Consider the following 2,043-nt stretch of genomic DNA (forward strand, 5'->3'; position numbering starts at 1 on the left):
TGGCCGCCCGCGGTAACCAGCTCTTCGCTGTTCCCCTCGCGGCGACTTAGAAAACAATACACCCACCCAACCCCCACCGCAAATCCACCCCCACAACGGGCCCTATGCCCCCAGGATCCGCGTCGTGGCGGGGAATCTGAGGGGCTCACCGGAGTCCCGGTGCAGTATTCGGCCAGAACGGGTTTCTGTTGACTGGATCACATCACGCGAGGATTGGCCCACTGCCGATTCGACCCAGGCCGGCGCCTTTCCGGTTACAGGTCAGCCCAAGCCTTGTTGTAGTTTCGGTTTACCTTTCGCCTGCCCGCATTCCTCCGGTTGCTGTCTCTTATGAATGGCTCAGGCGTGCACTGATAGCGGCGTGCGGCCGATGACCAGGATCAGTTCGTCGCTGATGGGAGATGGTTTCGAAGCCGGCTGCACTAAGGATCCTGCTGAGGTCTCCCACGGGCCAGGAGTACGCAGGCGTCACCGCATGTGGAAATCTCGCGATTTCGTCTCCTTCAAACAGACCTAGCAGGAGAAGTCCGCCAGGAGTCAGGCGCCGTGCCAGTTCCCGGAGAACGGAGGGAACCTGGTCGGGTTCAAAGTGGATTAGCGAGTACCAAGCCAGGATGCCGGATGCATATCCTTCGGGAACTCCGAGACTCGTGAGGGAGGCGACGCGGAATGGGATGCCGGGGAAGGATGCTTCTGCTTGCTTGATAAACGCCGGCACCAAATCGATTCCTTCGACCGCCGCCCCTTGGTCCGCGAGGAACTTGGTCCAATGGCCGGGCCCGCATCCTACATCCAGCACTGGCCCCACCAGAGGTGCGACCCAGTCGGCTACGAGCTTCCGATCAGCTGGATGAGTGGACTCGACCGACCCAAATCTTGCAGTGTACTCGGCAGCTCTCTTTGAGTACGCGGTCTCGACCTCTGCGTCCGTCATGCAGCCACCCGGACTAGGCGGTCCCTTGAGACGGTCAGTGCGTATCGGGTTAATCGACGACCGGGCTGCCTAGCGCTTGCGATGACTTCCTGAACGGTGAGGACTTTCCTCGGGCTCATCCAGCCTTGCGAGGGTTTGTGGAGCGCGTATCCGCCTCCGATCGTGACAGCGGCATGCTGCGCCAGGCCGCTAGTAGAGCGCCAGACGAACACGGTACCCGGGTCGTTGTCATTTCCACCTGGGACAGCGACCGCGGAAAGCCACTCCTCGAAAGGCTCCTGCAGCATCCAAACGTCAGCAGCTTCTGATCCACCAGCTGCCGCCATCACGGTCCCGAAGCAGTTCGGGCCGCTGGCGTGGGGAAAGGTGCCCGCCAGTGCCCGCACGTCCGCCGGGGCACTGCGAACGGAGGGGATGACTTCCCGCCCTAGCCTGATCTGACTTCGCACCAGGTCCGACCGGGCCGTGCGCCCCAGATCGTTGAACTCTTCTTCGCCAACAAGGACGCAGACCAGCTCGTCCGGAACGTTGTAAATTTCGAAGGTATCCCGGAGTTCGGCAGGGAGTCCTCCACTCAACGGTGCCCTGCCGATCGAGTCCGCGCTGTCCTTCGGGACGAGAAACGGCTGGCGCGTCGGTGCAAACCAGTCAGCCTGCCGGGCTACCAGTTCAGGTTCTATTTCTATTCCGAGTGAGAACATCCCTTGTCTCCTTCCCTGCCATGGGGCTCGCCCAGCTTCTGTTACGCGTCGCAGTGTTTGGCGGTAGGGGCGTCTCTGGCGATGACGATGCAGGTTTTTCCCGTGGTGTCTTGATTTAGTGCCGTCGGCGGCGTCAGGCTGACGATGTCCGGATAAGGCGAACGGCCGGCGTGGGAGTTTCGAAGCACCACGCCGGCCGTTCTGACGCGTAAAGGCCGCGCCGATGCTCACGGTAAATCATGAGGCTGTCTCTGTCGAGTCGGATCTGGCTGGCGGGCGGTTGGCGTGCCCGGGGTGCAGGGGCAGGCTGCGCCCGTGGGGCTGGGCGCGGGAACGGCTGATCCGGCACGGCACCGGCACGGACCTGGCCCTGGTGCGCGGGCGTCCGCGCCGGGGCCAATGCGCGGA

At 62.8% G+C, this 2,043-nt stretch carries 3 protein-coding genes; 1 reads left to right on the forward strand and 2 read right to left on the reverse strand.

Going from position 1 to position 2,043, the window contains the following annotated elements; genetic code table 11:
• Positions 1-328 precede the first annotated feature (328 nt).
• Together ACVWY0_RS22235 and ACVWY0_RS22240 are read right to left on the reverse strand one after the other, a co-directional pair.
• Positions 329-934 (reverse strand): class I SAM-dependent methyltransferase, encoded by a 606-nt coding sequence (locus tag ACVWY0_RS22235; RefSeq protein ID WP_485838624.1) that lies wholly within the window; start codon positions 932-934, stop codon positions 329-331.
• Positions 931-1,635 (reverse strand): hypothetical protein, encoded by a 705-nt coding sequence (locus ACVWY0_RS22240; protein ID WP_485838625.1) that lies wholly within the window; start codon positions 1,633-1,635, stop codon positions 931-933. Before ACVWY0_RS22240 ends, ACVWY0_RS22235 begins: the two co-directional genes overlap by 4 nt.
• A 223-nt stretch (positions 1,636-1,858) precedes the next feature.
• On the opposite strand from ACVWY0_RS22240, the gene ACVWY0_RS22245 reads away from it, so the two are divergent.
• Positions 1,859-2,043: hypothetical protein (locus tag ACVWY0_RS22245; protein WP_485838626.1), on the forward strand; the 185-nt coding region annotated here is incomplete at its 3' end.

This window comes from Arthrobacter sp. UYNi723 (genome assembly GCF_054057635.1).